Annotated in this window: 17 protein-coding genes and 1 riboswitch; of the genes, 6 read left to right on the top strand and 11 right to left on the bottom strand. The window is 64.3% G+C overall.

The genetic code is table 11. From position 1 onward, the window contains the following. Window positions 1–127 precede the first annotated feature (127 nt). A riboswitch (glycine riboswitch) is annotated at window positions 128–227 on the bottom strand. A 422-nt stretch (window positions 228–649) separates the two neighbouring features. Next, window positions 650–1,576: an allantoinase PuuE gene (gene puuE / locus ANI01nite_RS04250; protein WP_141356275.1), complete on the top strand. Its 927-nt coding sequence runs from the start codon at window positions 650–652 to the stop codon at window positions 1,574–1,576. 408 nt (window positions 1,577–1,984) lie between these two features. Here the strand turns inward: puuE and ANI01nite_RS04255 are convergent, their stop codons facing one another. From ANI01nite_RS04255 to ANI01nite_RS04280, 7 genes are all read right to left on the bottom strand, one after another. After that, window positions 1,985–3,214, bottom strand: coding sequence for an amidohydrolase (locus ANI01nite_RS04255; RefSeq protein WP_141356277.1), 1,230 nt, complete (start codon window positions 3,212–3,214; stop codon window positions 1,985–1,987). Window positions 3,215–3,270: 56 nt separating this feature from the next. Next, window positions 3,271–3,630: a hypothetical protein gene (locus ANI01nite_RS17140; protein WP_307723200.1), complete on the bottom strand. Its 360-nt coding sequence runs from the start codon at window positions 3,628–3,630 to the stop codon at window positions 3,271–3,273. A gap of 12 nt (window positions 3,631–3,642) precedes the next feature. Then, complete coding sequence (locus ANI01nite_RS17145) at window positions 3,643–4,020, bottom strand: hypothetical protein (RefSeq protein WP_307723201.1); 378 nt, start codon at window positions 4,018–4,020, stop codon at window positions 3,643–3,645. 26 nt (window positions 4,021–4,046) lie between these two features. Next, entirely contained in the window at window positions 4,047–4,796 is a 750-nt protein-coding gene (locus ANI01nite_RS04265; RefSeq protein WP_141356279.1) for a DUF5058 family protein, read from the bottom strand. A gap of 311 nt (window positions 4,797–5,107) precedes the next feature. Then, window positions 5,108–7,354, bottom strand: coding sequence for a heavy metal translocating P-type ATPase (locus ANI01nite_RS04270; RefSeq protein ID WP_141356281.1), 2,247 nt, complete (start codon window positions 7,352–7,354; stop codon window positions 5,108–5,110). A gap of 63 nt (window positions 7,355–7,417) precedes the next feature. Continuing rightward, a complete protein-coding gene (locus ANI01nite_RS04275) occupies window positions 7,418–7,732 on the bottom strand; it encodes a heavy-metal-associated domain-containing protein (protein ID WP_083515604.1) in 315 nt (104 codons plus the stop codon). A 60-nt stretch (window positions 7,733–7,792) separates the two neighbouring features. Continuing rightward, window positions 7,793–8,122 (bottom strand): metal-sensitive transcriptional regulator, encoded by a 330-nt coding sequence (locus tag ANI01nite_RS04280; protein ID WP_141356282.1) that lies wholly within the window; start codon window positions 8,120–8,122, stop codon window positions 7,793–7,795. A 96-nt stretch (window positions 8,123–8,218) separates the two neighbouring features. Here ANI01nite_RS04280 and ANI01nite_RS04285 point away from each other — a divergent pair, with 96 nt between their 5' ends. Both ANI01nite_RS04285 and ANI01nite_RS04290 read left to right on the top strand, forming a co-directional pair. After that, window positions 8,219–9,361, top strand: coding sequence for a lipid II:glycine glycyltransferase FemX (locus ANI01nite_RS04285; protein WP_038993100.1), 1,143 nt, complete (start codon window positions 8,219–8,221; stop codon window positions 9,359–9,361). Window positions 9,362–9,374: 13 nt separating this feature from the next. After that, on the top strand, window positions 9,375–10,649 hold the full coding sequence (locus ANI01nite_RS04290) for a carboxylate--amine ligase (protein ID WP_141356284.1): 1,275 nt from the start codon (window positions 9,375–9,377) through the stop codon (window positions 10,647–10,649). A gap of 10 nt (window positions 10,650–10,659) precedes the next feature. Here ANI01nite_RS04290 and ANI01nite_RS04295 read toward each other — a convergent pair whose 3' ends face one another. Beyond that, window positions 10,660–11,640, bottom strand: a complete 981-nt coding sequence (locus ANI01nite_RS04295; RefSeq protein ID WP_141356286.1) for a DUF4232 domain-containing protein — start codon at window positions 11,638–11,640, stop codon at window positions 10,660–10,662. Between the two features lie 12 nt (window positions 11,641–11,652). Beyond that, window positions 11,653–12,084: a hypothetical protein gene (locus tag ANI01nite_RS04300; protein ID WP_141356288.1), complete on the bottom strand. Its 432-nt coding sequence runs from the start codon at window positions 12,082–12,084 to the stop codon at window positions 11,653–11,655. 109 nt (window positions 12,085–12,193) lie between these two features. Here ANI01nite_RS04300 and ANI01nite_RS04305 point away from each other — a divergent pair, with 109 nt between their 5' ends. Continuing rightward, entirely contained in the window at window positions 12,194–12,652 is a 459-nt protein-coding gene (locus tag ANI01nite_RS04305; RefSeq protein ID WP_141356290.1) for a GatB/YqeY domain-containing protein, read from the top strand. Window positions 12,653–12,768: 116 nt separating this feature from the next. After that, window positions 12,769–14,013, top strand: a complete 1,245-nt coding sequence (locus ANI01nite_RS04310) for a CynX/NimT family MFS transporter (RefSeq protein ID WP_255314402.1) — start codon at window positions 12,769–12,771, stop codon at window positions 14,011–14,013. Here the strand turns inward: ANI01nite_RS04310 and ANI01nite_RS04315 are convergent. Together ANI01nite_RS04315 and ANI01nite_RS04320 are read right to left on the bottom strand one after the other, a co-directional pair. Then, complete coding sequence (locus tag ANI01nite_RS04315; RefSeq protein WP_170214566.1) at window positions 14,010–14,774, bottom strand: DUF2786 domain-containing protein; 765 nt, start codon at window positions 14,772–14,774, stop codon at window positions 14,010–14,012. The two genes, ANI01nite_RS04310 and ANI01nite_RS04315, sit on opposite strands and share 4 nt — an antisense overlap. A 409-nt stretch (window positions 14,775–15,183) precedes the next feature. Beyond that, complete coding sequence (locus ANI01nite_RS04320) at window positions 15,184–15,849, bottom strand: IclR family transcriptional regulator (RefSeq protein ID WP_141356296.1); 666 nt, start codon at window positions 15,847–15,849, stop codon at window positions 15,184–15,186. 167 nt (window positions 15,850–16,016) lie between these two features. Between ANI01nite_RS04320 and ANI01nite_RS04325 the strand changes: the two genes are divergently transcribed. Then, window positions 16,017–17,915 carry an FAD-dependent monooxygenase gene (locus ANI01nite_RS04325; RefSeq protein WP_141356298.1) on the top strand — a complete coding sequence of 633 codons (1,899 nt, stop codon included), beginning with the start codon at window positions 16,017–16,019 and terminating at the stop codon, window positions 17,913–17,915. Window positions 17,916–18,018 lie beyond the last annotated feature (103 nt).

The following is an 18,018-nucleotide window of genomic DNA, read 5'->3' on the forward strand; positions in this document are numbered from 1 at the left end:
TGCGGCACTGTTCTTGGTCCCTCCCCAATCTGTATGTCGACCTGAGAGTTTTCACTTCGGCCCGATTACTGGGCGAAGCTTGCTCCTTCGGTGAGTGCGGCCGTGCCGCACTGCTTTCCAGATTTGCCTAGTCGTGGCGGTACGGGTGCCTGAGAGTTTCCCGGGGAGGAAAATTGCTCCTACGGCGCCCGCCCATGGTGTGGGCGGGTCTCTCCCGCCACGCATCAGCGGCATATGTGGTGATTGCCATCACAGTATGCGCAGAAACCTCAACGTGGTGCAAGTCGCATTTTCACATTTTGGGCCGACGGCAACCGCGCAACCCCCGGGAACAAGCGATCACCTGCCGGAAATCAAGGGTTTCTTGCTTCGTAACGAATAGCGGGCTTTCCCATGGTGCGTGCATCGGGGCCAAGACGGTGTTGCTGCCATAGGCACGCGACTGCCGATCCAGCAGAGGGCGAGGCCGGGGTGCTTCGGGTTGGGGAGACGCTTCACAATTCACCGTCTGCGGCAGGGTGTGGCAGGATGCACAATACAAACTTCCAGTCCGGGGCCAGTCCGGTCTTCCGGCAGCGCGAGAAGCACTGCATCATCATGTATTTCCGAGCCTGCCATGCGTGCGGAGTGAACAAAGAAGGGACCATCCATGGGCGCATCTGAGCAAAAGAACGGCAATCGCGACTTCGTGGGCTACGGCCGCAAGAGCATTGACCCGCAGTGGCCCGCAGGTGCCAAGGTTGCGGTGCAATTCGTGGTCAACTACGAAGAAGGCGGCGAAAGCTGCGTGCTTGACGGAGACCCCGCTTCCGAGCATCTGCTCTCCGAAATCGTCGGTGCCGCGCCGTGGCCAGGACAGCGCAACCAGAATATGGAATCGCTCTACGAGTACGGATCGCGCGCCGGATTCTGGCGCCTGCATCGCGAATTCACCGAGCGGAACCTTCCGGTTACCGTCTTCGGAGTGGCTGCCGCAATGGCACGCAATCCCGAAGCCGTGCAGGCCATGAACGAGGCCGGATGGGAAATTGCCAGCCACGGCTACCGTTGGCTGGAATACAAGGATTTCGATAAGGAAGAGGAACGCCGCCACATCCATGACGCGGTGAAGGTTCACACCGAAACGGCCGGTGAACGACCCTATGGCATGTACCAGGGCAAGCCTTCGGACAACACCTTGGAACTGGTCATGGAAGAAGGCGGATTCCTCTATTCGGCCGACAGCTATGCAGACGATTTGCCTTATTGGACCCAGACGAAGGAAGGCAAGCCGTTCCTGATCGTTCCTTACACCCTGGATGCCAATGACATGCGCTTCGCGACGCCGCAGGGATTCAACTCCGGTGACCAATTCTTCACCTACCTCAAGGATGCCTTCGATACCTTGTATCGCGAAGGCCAGGAAGGCTCGCCGAAGATGATGAGCATCGGATTGCACTGCCGCTTGGTGGGCAAGCCGGGCCGCATCGCCAGCCTGCGCCGCTTCCTGGACTACATTTCCGGGTTCGAGGACATCTGGGTAGCCCGCCGCGTGGATATTGCCAAGCACTGGTACGAGAACCATCTGCCGATGTAGTCGCCAAAGCAGGCAAGCACGGCCCTGCGGCGTCCAGGCGGCAGCGGTGCCGTGCTTGCCTGCCCGGCGGGCCACCAGCGGGGCGGTTGTCCCAAGCACGAGATCGTCTAGTGCCGAGCGTTCTTCGTGATCCATGGATCACGCCCGGTGGCATTCAGCAGGCTTGCCGGTCGCTTCGCCACCTCGTGACTCCGCCCGGCCAGGGAATCCCGGTACGCCAAACGAGGAGCCCAACTGGAACCAAGAAGGCCGAAGGCGCACCAATTCCTGCAGTTCGCGGCAACCAGCCCGATGGATGCCGACGGCTTCACCAGCCAATGCGAAGTGGTGGACTCCGTCGCGGCCCCGATCCCTGTCGGCTCCAAGGCCAGCGCCAGGATGGCCCCCGGGGCAAGTGGCAGTCCTTGTTCACTGCTGGCCAACCTTTGAGTACAGGGCACGCACGGCGGCCCGCACACCGGTGGCCAGCGTTGGATCGGTGATCGGGGCGAAGAACGGCGAGTGGTTGGCCGGGGGAGCCCCGGCGGCCAGGGTTTCGGCGCTGTTGCCGCCGAAGAACCAGAACACGCTCGGCACCCCGATCGCTGATGCCAGCGCGCCGAAATCCTCGCTGCCCATCACCGGAGTGCCTTGCACGACCTTCTCTGCACCGAATTCCCCGCGGAACTGCTCGGCGAGCTTCCCGGCTTCCTCCGAGTCGTTGTACAAGGGCGGGAAATTGGAGATGTCCTCGATGACCGGCTCCGATGCTCCCGAGGCCAGTGCCTCGTGGGCAATGATCCGGCGCAGGGAATCCAGGACGGTGCGGCGCACCTTGGGATCGAAGGTGCGCACATTGATCGTGAAGACCGCGCGATTGGGAATCACATTCTCCTTCAGCCCCGCATTGAAGGAGCCGATGGTGAGCACAGCTGCCGACTGCGGGGCCACCTGGCGGGAAACAACGGTCTGCAAGCGCATCACCATGGCGGCTCCCAGCACGATCGGGTCAATTGAATGCTCCGGCATCGAGCCGTGCGAGCCCTGGCCCATCACCGTCACCCGGAAGGAATCAGCGGTGGTCATCGCCGCCCCACCCATCAGGGTGACGGTGCCCGCCAGCCCGCCCATGACATGCTGGCCGTAGACCACCTCGGGCTTGGGCGCCTTGTCCCACAATCCGTCCTCCACCATGGCCTTGGCCCCGGCAGCGGTTTCCTCGCCCGGCTGCAGAATGAAGACCAGCGTGCCCGCCCACGCATCGGTTCCCCGGGCAAACAGCTCGGCGGTTGCCAGCGCCACGGCCATGTGCGAGTCGTGGCCGCAGGCATGCATCACCGGCACCTCGGTGCCATCCTCCAGCACACCGGTAGCTTCGCTGGCATAGTCCAGGCCGGAGTCCTCGACCACCGGCAGCCCGTCGGTATCGGCCCTGAAGGCCACCACCGGGCCTGGCCCATTGCGCAGCACCCCCACCACTCCGGTGCCGCCGCAGCGGAAAACCTCCAATCCCGTGTCGCCCAGCCTGCGGGCCAGGAAATCCGCGGTGCGGTGCTCCTGCATGGACAGTTCGGGATGGGCATGCAGATGCTTGTAGGTGCTGATCAGCTCTGCCGCGGATGCGGCGGTGAGCTGCAAGGATGCTGGGATGCGGGTCATTTCCGGTTCTGGCCTTCCAGTCGATGCGGTGGCGGGGTAGTTGGCGGCATCCGGTCCTAGTAGACCGGGCCCTCGGGCGGATTGCCGTGCTCATCGGGTTCCCGGGCCGCGGCGATGGCCCGCTTGTCGCGCAGGAACCAGGCGATGACCGCCGAGCCGATAACCGCGATGGCGGTGGAGAACAAGCCCATCTGCGGGGAGAGCGGAACCAGCCCGAAGACCACGATCAGCGAGACCACCAGCGCAATGATGGCCGCGCGCGGGGCCTTCTGGCTGACGATGGCCTGCACGACGACAGCACCCATGACGGTGGGCAGGATGTAGGTCTGGACGGTGGTGACCAGGCCCGCGGGAATGACGCTGACCAGCCAGGTGCCCATCAGCCCGACGAAGATGAACAGCGAGGCCAGGTGCACTGCGGCCGCGCCTCAGATCGCGGCCACCGATGCCAGCTCGCCCTTGCGCGTGCCCGGTTTCACCCCGATGGTGGACTGGGCGATCATCGCCGCCGGCAGCAGCTTGTTGGAGATGTTGCCGATCATGAACGCCTGGTACATCGAGGAGGCGCCGAGGATCGGGAAGTAGGTCAGCGGTTCCACGATCCAGATGACTCCGAAGACCGCGGCCAGCGCGCCGAAGGCCGCGAGGATGCCGGAGATCTGGATGTCCAGCCCGGAGAAGAAGACCAGATAGGCGGGGGCCGCGAGAGAGAAGGCCAGGCCGATGAGCATGGTGATCCGTCCCCAGCGCGAGGTGGTCCTGTCGAAGGCTCCCAGCGCTTCGTGGATGTTCGTTGCCTGTGGCATGATGAGCTCCTTGGTTTCCTTGCGCGCTAGATTCGGCCAGCGAAATAGGTGATGGCCAAGGAGAGCAGGATGGCGATGCCCAATGCCCATTCCTTGATCCAGGATGCCTGCAGCCATCTGGCCAGCAGCATCAAGAGCGTCATGATCACCGCTGACGAGGCGAAGGCGACGATATGCAATGCGGACTTCGGCAGTTCGCCAATGCCCAGGACCATGAACGCCGCGATCATCGCGGCTCCGGGCACGACGGTCATCACCGCGGGGTTGACCTTGCGCAAGGCGGAGTCGCCGCGCTTGAGCAGGGGAGTGAGGATCAGCGTGGCGATCATCCACATGGCGCCGCCCAGCGACATGGCCGCCAGCGCCAGGCCGAAGACTGCCTGGGTGTAGGTGGGACCGCCCAATTCGGCGCCGGCCGATTTGGCGGCAATTGCGGCGGCCGCGGTCTCATAGGAGACCGATCCGATCAGGTCGATGCGCACCAGCACCGTCGGGGTGCCGAAGACGGTCAGCAGCGCGATGGCTACCAGGACCACCGCCAGCGACGGGCCGAGGGCCGAGATTGCGCCGGCCTTGAAGCTGGTGCTGACGTCTTCCTGGCTCATCCCGATGTGCGGGGCGGCCGTCTTGGCCGCTTTCATGTAGATCAGGCTCTGGAGGACGATGACCAGGAAAACGCCGATCGCGCAGGCCCACAAGATGGGGGAGTTGGCGACGGCAAGAATATCGGTGGAATTGTTGTCCACGACGGCGGGTACTGCGGCTGACAATTTCATGGAGAGCTGCCAATCCTTGAAACTGTTCCAGCCCGGACCAGCCGGTGCCGGCCGGAATTCCCAGGCCTTGGGGGGCGAGCGCCGCATACCGCTGGCGGCCTGCCGTGATTTCCTGTGCGGAAGACGATTCAGCTATCTGCGCGTGGTGCGCGCTTGGCTCTACCGTACTTGAGGATCGGGGTCTTTGGCATCGTTTTGCCCCGGACGATTTCTTGCCGGAAAAACGGGGGTGGCTAGGGGATTGCAGAACGCATGGGGCGTGCCGCGCAATTTCTTGCACGGTCCGCCCCATGAGTTGTACCTAGTTCCTGCTATTGCTTTCCGAAACGGCGCAGCCGCAGCGAGTTCAGCACCACCAGCACGGAGCTGGCGGCCATGGCGGCTCCGGCGATCATCGGGTTCAGCAGGCCCAGGGCCGCCACCGGGATGCCGGCGGTGTTGTAGGCGAAAGCCCAGAACAGGTTCATCTTGATCGTGGACAGGGTCTTGGCCGACAGGTCGATGGCCTGTGTCACCTGGTGCAGGTCATTGCCCATCAGGGTGATGTCAGCCGCCTCGATGGCCACGTCGGTGCCCGAGCCCATCGCGATGCCCAGGTCCGCCTGGGCCAGTGCCGGCGCATCGTTCACGCCGTCACCCACCATGGCCACGACCTTGCCCTGCTCCTGCAGCGCGCTGATCGCCTTGGCCTTGTCGGCAGGGAAGACGCCGGCGAAGACATCTTCTTCCTTGATGCCAACCTGGGCTGCCACCTCGGCGGCTACCGACTTGTTGTCGCCGGTCAGCAGCACGACGCGCAGGCCGCGCTCCTGGAGTTCGGCAATGGCCTTCGCGGAGCTGTCCTTGATCTTGTCTGCCACCGAGATCACTGCCTGGAACTGCTGGTCCACCGCGACCAGGATGGCGGTCGCGCCGGCTTGCTCGGCCTCGTGGAGCATCTGCCGGGCGGATTCGTCCAGCGTGACGCCCTGGGATTCGAGCCATGAGGGGCGCCCGACGACCACCAGCTGGGTGCCTACGGTGCCCTTCACGCCGCCGCCTGGCTCCGCATGGAAACCGGTGACCTCGGCCAGCGGGGCCTGGGCGGCCGCCGCGGCGGCGATGGCTTGGGCGATGGGGTGCTCGGAGTGGTGCTCCACGGCTCCGGCCAGCGCCAGTGCGGTGGCCTCGTCGACGCCATCGACGGTGCGGGTTCCGGTGTGCGCCATGACGCCGGTGGTGACGGTGCCGGTCTTGTCCAGCACGATGGTGTCCAGCTTGCGGGTGTCTTCCAGAACCTGGGGTCCGCGGATTAGGATGCCCATTTGGGCGCCGCGGCCGGTGCCGACCAGCAGGCCGATCGGGGTAGCCAGGCCCAGGGCGCAGGGGCAGGCGATGACCAGCACGGCGACCGCTGCGACGAAGGCCGCGTAGGTATCACCGGTGACCAGCCACCAGGTAAGGAAGGTGAGCACGGCGATGCCCAGCACGATCGGCACGAAGACCGCCGAGATGCGGTCCGCCAGCCGTGCAATCGGGGCCTTGCCGGACTGGGCTTCGGAGACCAGCCGGCCCATCTGGGCCAGCGTGGTGTCCGAACCGACGCGGGTGGCCTCGACGACCAGCCGTCCGGAGGTAATCAGCGTCGCACCGGTGACGTTGGTTCCGGGTTGTGCCTTCTGCGGCACCGATTCGCCGGTGATCAGCGAGGTGTCGATGGCGCTGGTGCCGGAGATGACCACGCCGTCGGTGGCGACCTTTTCACCCGGACGCACCACGAAGTGCTCCCCGATGCGCACCTGGTCGGCCGGGATCTTCACTTCCTGGCCCTCGCGCAGCACCACCGCGTCCTTGGCGCCTAGGTTCAGCAGGGACTTGAGCGCATCGGAGGCCGAGGACTTGGCCCGGTGCTCAAGGTAGCGCCCGAGCAGCAGCAGCGTGGCCACCACGCCGGCGGTCTCGAAGTACAGCTGGTGCTCGCTCATGGCCATGCCGGTATGGGCCGTCATCTGAGGATCGAGGAACAGCTGGATGGCGGAGAACAGGTAGGCGGCCAGCACGCCCAACGAGACCAGGGTGTCCATGGTGGAGGCCAGGTGCCGCGCGTTGATCGCGGCTGCCTTGTGGAACGGCCAGGCGCCGTAGAGCACCACGGGGGTGGCCAGTGCGAAGGCTAACCAGCCCCAGTGCGGGAACTGGGCGGCCGGAACCATCGAGATGATGAACAGCGGAATGGTGAAGACCGCGGAGACCACCAGCCGGCGCAGCAGGTGGTTGGGCACCAGATGCTCGTGCCCGCCGTGCTCATGCTCTTCGTGGTGCTCCGGGGCCTTGGCCTCGGGCTTCAACGAGGCGCCGTAGCCGGCGGCCTTGACCGTGCTGATCAGCTCGTCGTCGCTGATCCCCGCGGGGACCTGGACCTTGGCGCTTTCCAACGGGAGGTTGACCGAAGCAGTCACCCCGGGCAGCTTGCCCAGCTTGCGCTCTACTCGGCCCACGCAGGAGGCGCAGGTCATGCCTTGGATGTCCAGGTCTACGGTGCGCAGTTCGGGGGAGTGGGTGGGGGTTTCGGAAGTCATGATGAAAATACCTTGAACTTTCCCGCCGCCGGCGGCGGCGCGGGTGCCTGTGCCGTGCGGTGGCTAGGCGTTGATGGCTTCGACGGTGTAGCCTGCCTCGTCGATAGCCTGGCGAATGGAATCCTCGGCGAGCGCCGAGGCGGAAGTGACCTTCACGGTGGAGATTCCCTGTGCGTCCAGTGCGACGTCCACGGAATCAACCCCGGCGATCTCCTTGAGTTCTTCGGTGACCGAAGCGACGCAGTGCCCACAGGTCATGCCCGAGACCTTGATTTCGGTCTGGGTCGGGGCCGCGGCGATGTCGGTGCGCGGCTGGATCTGCAGGCCCTGGTTGGAGTTCTTTTCCGAGGAGCATCCGCAGTTGCAGTTGTGGCTCATGATCTTGCTCTCTTTCGATGAATTCTGTGTGAATTGGAAAATTGGTGCGTGGACGCGGGCTTAGCGCACCAGGCGGGATATGGCGGCCGTGGCCTCGGCAATCTTGTCTTGCACGATGGACGGGTCGCCCTGCTCGATGGAGGACTTGGCCGCATCAACCACGCAGTGGCCGATGTGGTCATCGATGAGCTGCACGCTGACCTTGTGCAATGCCGCGTTGATGGCGGAGATCTGGGTCAGGATGTCGATGCAGTACTTGTCGTCATCTACCATCTTGGCCACTCCGCGCACCTGGCCCTCAATGCGCTTCAAACGTCGTTCCAGAGCGCTTTTGTCCGCGTGGTAGCCGTGGTGCTCGGCTGTTTCATGTGGCGTGTGGTTGGTTTCCATACTCCGATGATACCCCCTAGGGGTATTAAGTCAAGTACCCCCTGGGGGTATCTTGCGTCCCTCAATCCAGCAGGGAAGCACGGTAGGATTTCACCCGTGAGCCACAACGAACTTCATGTGCGTCCGATATCCGGTACCGAGCACTCAGCATTCCTTGAGACCGCCCACGACGTCAGCTTCCTGCAGCGTCCCGAATGGGCTCAGGTCAAGGGCGGCTGGAGGGGTGAATCCCTCGGCTTCTTCGAGGAAGACGAACTGGTAGGAGCCGCACTGGTGCTGCATCGTGCGGCCCCGGTCATCAAGAAGACCCTTGCCTACCTGCCCGATGGCCCGGTTATCGACTTCGGTGCCTACGCACCGGCAGCGGTCATCCGCCCGCTGGCCTCCTACCTCAAGAACCGTGGCGCCTTCCAGCTGAAAATGGGCCCGGGGCTTGCAGTACGCACCTGGGGTGCCGCCGCCGTGCGCAAGAACCTGGGCAAGGAAGGCTTCACCCAGCTGAAGGACCTGGAAACCAAGAGCACGTCGAGCACCGCACTGGCACTGAATGACGCGCTGCTGGACCTGGGATTCACCAAAGAAGACGTGGGCCTGGACTTCGCCGCTGGCCAGCCAGAATACGTGGCCCGCGTGGCACTGCAGGATGAGGAGGGCAACCAGCTGGATAGCGAGCAGGTCATGGCCAGCTACTCCTCGACAACCCGCAACGAGACCCGCAAGGCGCTGAAGAGCACCCTGGAAATCGAGATCGGCGAAACCAAGGACATGGCCCGCTTCCATGCCCTGTACAACCACACCGCCGACCGCCAGGAGTTCACCGGCCGCCCGCTGAGCTACTTCGAGAAGATGCACACCGTGCTCAACGAAGCGGTGCCGGGCTCCTGCACCCTGTACCTTGCCAGCAATGAAGGCGTGGACCTCGCGGCCGCCATTGTCATCCGCTCTTCGAACCTTGCCTGGTACCTGTACGGAGCCTCCTCCTCGGAGCAGCGCAAGCTGTTCGCCCCGAAGGCGATCATGCACCATATGGTCAGCGACTCCATTGAGGCCGGCTGCCGCTACCTGGACCAGGGCGGCGTGAGCGCAACCCTGGACAAGGAGCACCACCTCTCCGGGCTGACCAAGTTCAAGACCAACACCGGCTGCGACATCGTGCAGACCAACGGCGAATGGGACCTTGCGCTGAACAAGCCGCTGGCCTGGGCCTTCGAAAAGTACATGAACTGGCGCAAGAAGTAGGGAAAGCACCACTGTGGCAATCGATCCAACCCAGCCCTTTGTCCCCGTCATCCTCGGCGGAGATATCGGCACCTACACCCTGGCGCGCGAATTCTACGAGGCCTACGGCGTGCGCTCGGTAGTCCTGCCGGCCGCCGGCAACGGCGTCATCGAGCACTCGGTCGCCATCGAGCTGCGCCCCATCGGATCCATGGCCGACGAGGGACGCGTGGTCGCGGCCCTGGCCGAGCTGGCCGATGAGCTGAAAGCCGCGGGGGACCGGCCGCTGATGCTCTTCGGCTCGCTGGACTTCCACATCATGCTGATCGCCAAGCACCGCGCGCAGCTGGAAGGCCAGTACGTCATCCCGTACCCCGAGCTGGAAACCATCGAGGGGGCGGCGCTGAAGGAGAACTTTTACGCGCTCGCCGAGAAGCTGGGCATCGCCCACCCGCGCACGGCCGTGTACTACCCTGGATCCGAGCTGGAATCCCTGGTTGGCTCCTTCGACTACCCGGTCATCGGCAAGCCCTCGAGCTCCGCGGCGTGGATTGCCGCCAAGTTCGAAGGCAAGCAGAAGATCCACACCATCAACAGCCGTGCGGAGCTTGAAGCGCTACTGGCAAAGATCGATGGCAGCGGCTACGACGCGGGCTACATCCTGCAGGAATACATTCCCGGTGGCGATGACGCGATGCGGCTGTGCACCTATTTCGCCACCCAGGAAGAAAAGGTCATCTTCGCAGGCTACGGCGAAGTGGTGATCGAGGAGCACGCCCCGCTGGTGCTGGGCAACTCCGCCGCCATCGTCACCGGCCGGAACGACCAAATGGCCGCGGATGGAGCCCGCATGCTCGAGGAGCTGGGTTGGCGCGGGATCGCCATGATCGATGCCAAATATGACCACCGCGATGGCCAGATCAAGTTCTTCGAGATCAACCCGCGCCTGGGCCGCAACCACTTCTACCTGACCGCGGCCGGGGTGAACCCTGCCCGTTTCTACGTCACCGAGTTCCTCGGCGCGCAGTTCGACAATTCAGACCCGGAAACGGACGCCGTGGTGAAGACCGGGGCAGGGGTGCTGCAACTGTCGCGCCAGCGGCTGTTCACCGTGCTGCCGCATCATCTGCTGCGCCGCTTCTTCGATAGCGATACCGGACGCAAGGCCGAGGGGCTGCTCAAGGCCGGCAAGGTGTCGAACCCGTTGAAGTTCTCCGCCGAGAAGCACCCACGCCGCAAGCTGTACCTGCTGCTGAACGCGGTCAACCACTACCGCAAGTACAAGGCATTCCCGCCACGCGAGCAGTAGGCAACCTCGCCTAGGGCCTTGGCCGGGCAGGGGATTGCTGGGCGAAAGCGCCGGATGGAACTGTCCACCCGTCGCGGGCCTGGACCCACGGGCTCTGCGTGATCCGCGCGCCATCCAGGATGTCAAGGGTTGTGGGCTGGCCGTCGAAGGCCGGTGCGAGCTCGACCGGTGTCATGCCCCTGGCCGCGGCAATGCCCAGCGCAACGGTTTCATCCGGATCCAGGGATGTCGACATGGCATTCCACTCCAAAGTCGAGATCACCGCTTCGCCCGCAGGGATGGTGACGCGTTCAAGGAGGATGCCCGGTTCGGGCTGCAGCTGGACATCCGGTTGGGCGTCGCCATCCGCGTTGAGGAAAGCGATCTGCGGGTAGGAGCGCAGCGCGCACGGGCCGGCAGAAGTGTTCTTGGCAAACACCGGCAGGTACCGGGAACCGGCAGCCGCGTCGGATGTTCCCAAAGCAATGTCCACATCGCCCTCCGCACACCATGGGGCCGACGGGTCTTGCGGCCAGCTGGTGACGTTATCGGGAAGAACCACCGGTCGGGGAATGAGCGACTCGGGTTTCTTGCCGCCAACCCAGCCTTCGGCAAGGACCTCGTATCCAGCCGAGAACAGCTTGTAGGGCATGGCCTCGTCAAATGCTTCATGCTGCTCCAGCCACACGTGGGTTTCCTGCTCGGCTGCTGCTGGCACCTGGTTGCCAAGGGTCAGGTTCAACCCGGAATTATCAATGCTGGCGTTCTGGAAGATCCCCCGCTTGGCTGCATCGGCAAGGAGCTGGAGCTCGGACATATCGGTGCGATCCGTGGCCGAATAGCGCACGCTGTGATCGGCGAGGACCAGCTCGGCCGGGTGCTTGGCTTGGGCCGTGAATTCTCCCAGCTTCAGCAGCTGCTCCAGATTGTCCGCCGTGGCCGAGCCATTGATCACGCTGGCCGCGCCATGGTGGCGCAGGCCGAAGGCGAAGGCTGCCTTCTCGCCAAGCAAGGCAGGTTTCGCTTATTCGTCAGCGGCGGCGGGGGAGATAATTTCGCTGACTTCCAACGGGTAGGCCTTGGTCTTCGACCCCTGGATTTTCCGCGAGGGGCCGGCAACGAAAGACAGGTGGATTTCATTCATTTCCAGAGCAGGGGCTCCGGCCTGGATGTCTTGGGCCATCTGGGTGACGGCTTCTCTGGCTTGCCCGGGGGCGAGCTGATCTGAGAGCTCGAATTGCACGTCAACCGACAACTCCGGTGCGGCCAAGGCATCGCGCTCCGACACCCTGGAGGAAACCTGGGAGCCCAAGACGCCATCTCGATCCGCGACGGTTGCCAGGAAATCGCACACGTCACCGGGAGCATCGCAGGAGTCCCATGGTTTCCAGATCATCAGGAGAACTGCGATCAGCGCCAGCGCGGCAACGATGGCGCCAGCGCGCAGTGGTTTCATCTGGTCACTGTATCAAAAGCGTGTCCGTGCATCCGGGATGGCCCAGTGGAAAACAGCGTGGAAGCTATGCGAGTAAAATTTCAAGCACACGAAGTGAAAGGCAGTTCCCATGAGTTTGAAAGATCGCCTGCGCGATGACAGCATCGTCCACCTGAAGGCCGGCAACGAGCTGGAGAAGACGACCCTGCGCAATATCCTCAGCGCCATCGGCACCAAGGAGAAATCCGGGAAGAACCCCACGGAACTGAACGACCAGGACGTGGAGAACCTGCTGCGCAAGGAAGTCAGCAACCGCGAGGAAACCGCTGCCCTGGCTGCCAAGGACGGGCGTGCCGAACACGCCGAACGCGAGCTGGCCGAAGCCGCCTTCATCTCCACCTACCTGCCGAAGGCGCTGGGCGAAGCAGAAGCCCAAGAGGTTGTCGACCGCATCATGGCGGAACTGGCCGCCGACCACGAGCTGACCATGAAGGACATGGGCCAGGCAATGAAGCTGGTTGGCGCCGAAATCGCTGGCCGCTTCGACGGCAAGGCCCTCTCGCAGATGGTGCGCGCCAAACTGGGCTAATCCGTTGGGTATTGCCCTGCGCCACGAGGCCGTCCCCTTTTCCGGGGCGGCCTTTTAGCGTAGTGAAGGCAACGGATATGGGATCCGTGAATTGAAGCGGATAGTCTGTGGATACCATGCCTGACTTCCCGAAAAACCACGCCACCCTGTCCAAGGGGTTTGGCGCCTTGCTGATCCTCGCGATCATCCTGGCCTCGCTGAATCTGCGGCCGGCCGTCACCTCCCTGGGATCGCTGCTCGATCTGGTGATCGAGGACCTGCAGATGAATGGGTTCGTGGCCGGAATGATCACCGGCATCCCCCCGTTGTGCTTTGCGCTGATGGGCCCCTTGGCTCCGCGGCTGGCGGGCAAGCGCGGCCCGGAACTGGTGGTGGCCGCGGCCATGGCAGCCGTGCTGCTGGGCATCGCCCTGCGCGCGGTCGCGCCGGGGACCGGGGTCTTCCTGCTGTGCACCGCTTTGGCTCTGGCCGGCATCGCGGTCGGCAATATCCTGATGCCGGTGCTGGTCAAGCGCTGGTTCCCGGGAAAGATCGGGATTGTCACCGGCGCCTACACCACGGCGGTCGCCTTGGGCGCGTCCGGGGTGGCTGGGATTGCCGTGCCGGTGAACCAGATGCTTGGCGGGAACTGGCGCCTGGGCCTGGGCTTCTGGGCGATATTGGCTTTGCTGGCCCTGGTGCTGTGGCTGCTGGTGTACTTCGGCATGCGCAACCAGATCGCGGCCCAGCAGCAGCTGGCCGGCAGCTCAACTGACGGGGCAGGCATCGGGCCGATGCGCAAGAATGCCACCGCATGGTGGGTGGCGTTGTTCTTCGGCGGCCAGTCCGCCGTCGCCTATATCTTCATGGGGTGGCTGCCCAAGATCTTCATCGACTTCGGAGTCTCGCCGGCGTTTGCCGGATCCCTGCTGGCGATCCTGCTGGGTGTGGGTGTCCCATTGTCCTTCGTGATGCCAGCGCTGGCTGCCAAATTCTCGAATCAGACCCCGCTGGTGATCTTCAACGGGGTGGTGGGTATCATCGCGATCATCGGCATGCTGCTGGCTCCGGTCCAGGGAGCGGTGCTCTGGGCGGTGCTGCTGGGCATTTGCGGTTCGAACTTCCCGCTGGCGCTGACCATGATCGGGTTGAAGGCCCGTACTGCGGCCGGGGTGTCGAAGCTGTCCACCTTCGGCCAATCGGCCGGCTACCTGATGGCCTTTCCCGGTCCGTTCCTGGTCGGGGTGCTGCATGAGACCTCGGGTTCATGGGTCGCCCCGATCTGGCTGATCGCCGGCCTGATCGTCTTCCAGACCCTGGTCGGGATCATGGCCGGGCGTCCGCGCTACATCGAGGACACCCAGCTTCGGGAAGTGCGCTAGCTGGCAACCTCGCCCGGAGTGGCCGAATCGACGTGCTTGCCGAAACCGAGATCCGCCTTGAATCCTGCCACGCGTCCGGCCAATGAGGCATTGGCGCTGCCGGAGGCGGCGCGGTTCCTGCTGCGGCGCAGGAACGGGTAGTTGCTGCTGACGTAGTCGTCCACCTGCTCCTTGCGGCTGGCCAGGACCAGTTCGGTGCCGCTGCCGTTCTGCTCGCTTTCTTCCTGGTACAGGTTGGCGATGCGCGAGGCGACCTGCAGGTAGAAGCTGCGCTGGAACTCGCGGCGCTCGATGGTCTTCTCCGAGTCGGTGTACCAGTTCGTGTAGAGCTTGCCCTCCTGCGCCCACCAGTGGGCCATGGCGGCGGTGGCCTGGACCACCAGGGAAGCGAAGAGGTTCTTGACCGTGGCGACATCCGATTCGTGGCCGATGATGTACAGCCGGCAGGAGTTCGAGTAGTTGCTTTGCAGCATCGACACCGTGCGGAAGGCCCGTCCCACCGCGGACAGTCCGTCGCGCTGGCCCAGCCGGTAGACGCCGCGCATATCGAAGTGCTCCTCGATGATGGGTTCCTTCTTCTTGCCCCGGTCGGCCGAATCCGCGTCCAGCTCGGCGCGGCCGATGCCGTAGCGCACCATGAGCCGTTCGGCATGCTCCTGGAACGCCTGCGCTTCATGCGGGAAATTGGTGTTCTCCGCCTTGTTCAGCAACAGGGTGATGCGTTCTTTCAAGCGGTGCAGCTTCTGCTCTGAGGTGCTCATGGCTTCTTCCTTGGTAGCGGTCCTGCGGTGGTGAAACGGTGGTCTCCGGTTCTCTGCCCTAGTTTGCCACGAGGTGGCCGAGCCTGCTGGCGGGGCTGTGGGTAACCGCTTGCGGCAGACCCTAGCCGGTTGTGCTTTCCGCGCGTAGAGTGAAGGCACCAAGCAGGTCCAGCAGGCCGTGAACCTCGCTTCGCGGCTGGTCATCGGGAGGTTGTGATGGGTGATTTTCGGGCATACACCATGGAAGAGCGGTCCACGTACCTGGCTCCTTCGTGCGAGCGCTGCGGGCAGCACCGCCACATCGTGTGGGAGCAGGTAGAGGGAACCGACACCTACCTTCCGCGCGATGCCGGGTGCTCCAATGAGGCTTGTACCGCGTAGCTAGCGCAGCCGGGCAGCCGGTGCCGCGTCAGGAGCGGACACCGAGGCTTGCGGAGATGCGTGCCGAAGCGACGGTGAGCACTTCCGCAATATGGTGGCGGTCGCGTTCCAGCGGCGGGTAGATCACGGCAATGGCCGCCGGCTTGCCCTGCGGAAGCAGCAGCGGAACGGCAATCGAACTCAGCCCCGGGATCACCTCATCATGGCTGAATTCGAAGTCCTTGGCTGGATATCCCTCGGGATTGAGCATGGAGCGGATGACCCGTCCCGGCGCGCCGTTGTCGATTGGGTGGCGGGTGCCCGGGCGCTGGGCCACGGTGGCATCGGCCAACCGGGGTTCTGCGGTGCTCAACGTGACGGCCGCTTCGCCGTCGAAGACCACCAGCAGCGCGGTCATCTGCAGCTCATCGGAGACGGTGGCCAAATGCGGTGCGGCCGCGGCCTGCAGGGACTTGGCGACATTGCGTGCCAGCGCGCCCAATCGTGCTCCCAATTCAAGCTCGCCGGCCGGGTTGCGTTCCACGAAACCGTACTGCTCGAAGGTCTTGACCAGCCGGTAGGCCATGGAGCGGTGCACGCCCAGCAGCCCTGCGAGTTCCGAGACGCTTAGCGGCGCCGCGGATTCCCCGATCAGGGTCAGTGCTTCTAGCCCGCGGCCCAGGGTCTGCGAACCGCCTTCGGTGGTTTTGCTCATGATCCAATCATTTCATCTGGCATGCGCGGATGCTTCCCGCGCTGTTCCCGGTGTGACGTACGTCTTGCCTCCAGCCTACGTGAAAGCTACGATTGTTTCTATAATTACAACAGTGTCGCAACTATAGAGACAATGCCGGGTGGCGGCACAGTACAAGGAGCCAGATAATGCAGATTCACCACAGGGGATACGTCTCCGGAGACCCGCGCGTCAAGGAAGCCGCCGGCTACGGAATCAATCGCGCGGAGGAAATCCCCGACGAAATGGATGTGCTGATCGTTGGCACCGGTCCGGCCGCCGCCGTGGTGACCGCGCAGCTCTCTCGCTTCCCGAGCATCAACGCCCGCGCCATCGAGATGCGCCCGGGCCGCCTGGAAGTGGGCCAGGCCGACGGCATCCAGGCCCGCTCGGTGGAGACCTTCCAGGCCTTCGGCTTCGCCAATGAGGTCATCGAAGAGGCTTACCGCAATGTGGAGATGTGCTTCTGGACCCCGGATCCGGAAAACCCGGCGAACATCAAGCGCCACTCCCGCGCCGCCGACGACTCCACCGGGATGAGCGAATTCCCGCACATCTACGTGAACCAGTCGCGCATCCTGGACTACTTCCTGCGCGACGCCGAGCGCGCGCCGGGCAAGATCACCCCGGACTACGGCGTGGAATTCCTGGACTGCGAGATCGACCCCGAGGCCGAATACCCGGTCACCGCGCACATCAAGTACGTCGCCGGGGAACGCGCCGGCGAGGAGCGCACCGTGAAGGCCAAGTACCTGGTCGGTGGCGACGGCGCGCGCAGCCAGGTGCGGCGTTCGCTGGGCCACAAGCTGCACGGCGACGCCGCGCTGCACGCCTGGGGCGTCATGGACGTCATGGTCAACACCGATTTCCCGGACATCCAGGTCAAATGCTCCATCCAGTCCCACGACCAGGGCAATATCCTGCTCATCCCGCGCGAAGGCGGCTACCTAGTCCGCTTCTACGTGGACCTGGGCGAAACCACCGCGGAAGACGCCGGCGCCATCCGCAGCACCCCGGTTGAGCAGATCGTGGACACCGCCAACCGCATCATCCACCCGTACACCATGGATGTGAAGAACGTCGCCTGGTTCTCCGTCTACGAGGTGGCGCACCGCATCACCGACGGTTTCGACGACGTCCCGGACGAGGAGCGCGGCACCCGCAGTCCGCACGCCTTCATCATGGGCGATGCCTGCCACACCCACTCGGCCAAGGCTGGCCAGGGCATGAACGTGTCCATCCAGGACGGGTTCAACCTGGGCTGGAAGCTGGCCGCCGTGCTCGAAGGCCGCGCCCCGGCCGCGCTGCTGGACACCTACGCCGAGGAGCGCAAAGTCATCGCGCAGAACCTGATCGACTTCGACAAGGAATGGTCCACGCTGATGGCCAAGTCCGTCGAGGACTGGACCGATCCGGACGAGCTGGAGAAGTACTACACCCAGACCATGGAATTCCCTGCCGGGTTCATGACCCAGTACACCGATTCCTCGATCACCACCGGCCTGGAGCATCAGGATCTGGCCCCGGGCTTCCCGGTGGGCAAGCGCTTCAAGTCCGCCGAGGTCATCCGCCGCTCGGATAACCGCTGGCGCCACCTGGGCCACTTCCACGAGGCCGATGGCCGCTGGCGCGTCTACGTCTTCGCCGATGCCGCCGCCCCGGCGCTGGAAGGCACCAAGATGGCGGACTTCGCCACCTGGTGGGCCGAGGACGCTTCTTCGCCACGCAACCTGTACACCCCGGCCGGCGGGGACGAGGATGCGGTCTTCGACACCAAGGCGATCTACCAGCAGGACTACACCGAGGTGGAGCTGCACGACGTGCCCAAGGCCTTCCAGCCGCTGAAGGTCCCGTACGGCCTGCACGACATCAACCAGGTGTTCGCCGCCGGCCACGGCCGCGACATTTTCCGCGACCGCGAGATCAGCGCCGACGGCGCCATTGTGGTGGTCCGCCCGGACCAGTACGTGGCAGGCATCTTCCCACTGGATGCGCGCGAGGAGATCTCCGGATTCTTCGCCGGGAACATGCTCCCGGTCAACCCCTAGGAAACCGCATGGGCCCCGTGGCCGCACCCTGCTCATGCAGCGGCGCGGCCACGGGGCCCAGTGCTGTTCTGCGGGTGCCGGGCTGTCGTGGGCTGCTGATAGC

It is taken from the genome of Glutamicibacter nicotianae (genome assembly GCF_006539525.1).
GTDB lineage: Bacteria > Actinomycetota > Actinomycetes > Actinomycetales > Micrococcaceae > Glutamicibacter > Glutamicibacter nicotianae.